2 protein-coding genes and 1 pseudogene are annotated in these 1930 nt (G+C 72.3%); 1 reads left to right on the top strand and 2 read right to left on the bottom strand.

What is annotated here, in order from left to right:
* On the bottom strand, positions 1 to 709 hold a 709-nt coding region (gene panC / locus AC27IQ_RS23485), incomplete at its 3' end, for a pantoate--beta-alanine ligase (RefSeq protein ID WP_487090993.1).
* A 79-nt stretch (positions 710 to 788) separates the two neighbouring features.
* Positions 789 to 1682: a 3-methyl-2-oxobutanoate hydroxymethyltransferase gene (gene panB, locus AC27IQ_RS23480; RefSeq protein ID WP_284429343.1), complete on the bottom strand. Its 894-nt coding sequence runs from the start codon at positions 1680 to 1682 to the stop codon at positions 789 to 791.
* A 64-nt stretch (positions 1683 to 1746) separates the two neighbouring features.
* On the opposite strand from panB, the pseudogene AC27IQ_RS23475 reads away from it, so the two are divergent.
* Positions 1747 to 1930, top strand: a pseudogene (locus tag AC27IQ_RS23475) (nicotinate-nucleotide diphosphorylase (carboxylating)); the annotation flags it as partial.

Here is a 1930-nt window from a genome sequence, read left to right as displayed (position 1 = left end):
CCCAGCCCTGGCGGCGCAGCGCGTCCAGGGCCTGGCGCTCCCGTTCGCCGGCATCGCTCCCGCCCGCGAGAAAGCCGTCCGCCAGCGCGCGCAGGGCCTGGGCCAGCTGCATGGCACGCGACCGCTCCTGCGCCCCGAGATAGCCGTTGCGCGAGCTGAGGGCCAGGCCATCGTCCGCGCGCCGCGTTTCCCCCGCCACCACGTCCACCGGCAGCGCGAACTGCCGCACCATCTGCCGGATCACCATGAGCTGCTGGTAGTCCTTCTTGCCGAATACGGCCGTGCCGCCGCTCGCGCCCAGCACGCAGGCGAAGAGCTTCATCACCACCGTGCACACGCCGACGAAGAACCCGGGGCGAAAGTGCCCCTCCAGGATGTCGGCCAGCGCGGGGTCGGGATGCACCTTGAAGGTCTGCGGCTCGGGGTACAGGTCGGCCTCGCGCGGCGCGAAGAGCACGTCGCAGCCGGCCTCGCGCAGCTGGGCGCAGTCGGCGTCCCAGGTGCGCGGGTAGCTGTCGAAATCCTCGTGGGGCAGGAACTGCAGGCGGTTCACGAAGATGCTGGCCACGGTCACCTCGCCCAGCGGGCGGGCCTGCTCAACCAGCGAAATGTGGCCGGCGTGCAGGTTGCCCATGGTGGGGACGAAAGCGGGCCGGCCCCGGCCCGCGAGGGCCTGGCGCAGGTCGGCCACGGTGTGTGCGATGAGCATGGGTCATCCCGATCGGAAAAAAGAGGGCTGCAGGAAAAGGAAGGGACGGGCCGAAGGGGCGGCCCGGGCGCGGGCCGCCCTACCAGGCGTGCAGGGCGTCGTCCGGAAAGCGCCCGGCCTTGACGGCCTGCACATAGGCCTGCATCGCGCCGCGCACGCTGCCCGCCTCCTGCATGAAGTCGTGCACGAAGCGCGGCATCTTGGCCAGGTGGATGCCCAGCATGTCGTGCAGCACCAGCACCTGGCCGGCGGTGCCGCTGCCGGCCCCGATGCCGATGGTGTGGCAGTGGGGCAACTCGGCCGTGAGCTCGCGGGCCAGCGCGGCGGGCACCATCTCCAGCACCACCATGGTGGCGCCCGCGTTCTGCAGCTCGGACGCCTGCTGGCGCAGGGTGCGCGCGGCCAGGTCGCCCTTGCCCTGCACGCGGTACCCGCCCAGGGCGTGCACCGTCTGCGGCGTGAGGCCCAGGTGGGCGCACACGGGCACGCCGCGCTGCACCAGGAACTCCACCGTCGGCGCCGTCCACCCGCCGCCTTCGAGCTTGACCATGTGCGCGCCGGCCTGCATCAGCGTGCAGGCGCTTCGCAGGGCCTGTTCGCGGCTTTCGGCGTAGGTGCCGAAGGGCAAATCGGCGATCAGCCACGCCGTGCCCTGCACCCGGTGCAGGCCGCGCGCCACGCTGGCCGTGTGGTAGGCCATGGTGTCCAGCGATACGCCCACGGTGCTGGGCAGGCCCTGGCAGACCATGCCGAGCGAGTCGCCGACCAGGATGCATTCCACGCCCGCCGCGTCCGCCATGGCGGCGAAGGTGGCGTCGTAGGCGGTCAGCATGGTGATCTTTTCGCCGGCCTCGCGCATCTGCTGCAGGCGCGGCAGGCTGACGGGCCGGCGCTCGGGCAGGGGAGAGGCGGGCGGCAGCGTGCCGTAGGGCGTCGCGGACGAGGCGGAGGCGTTGGGGATGGCAGTGGTCATGGGAATGGGCAGAGCCGGGCCGAAAGTGCGGCGAGTCTATGCGATGCCGCTATGCTTGCCGCCCATGACGAAATCCCCCCTTTCCCTGGACGGCGGCATCGCATCGCTGGCCCAGGACGACGTTGCCCGCGCGCTGCGCGAGGACGTGGGCGCCGGCGACCTCACCGCCGGCCTGATCGATCCGGCGCGCCGCGTGCGCGCCCGTGTGCTGGCCCGCGAAAGCGCGGTGATCTGCGGCGGCCCCTGGG

This window comes from Acidovorax sp. KPB24-07, assembly GCF_057543315.1.
Note: the sequence above shows the minus strand (reverse complement) of the source record. Positions and strands in the feature narration are given on the sequence as shown.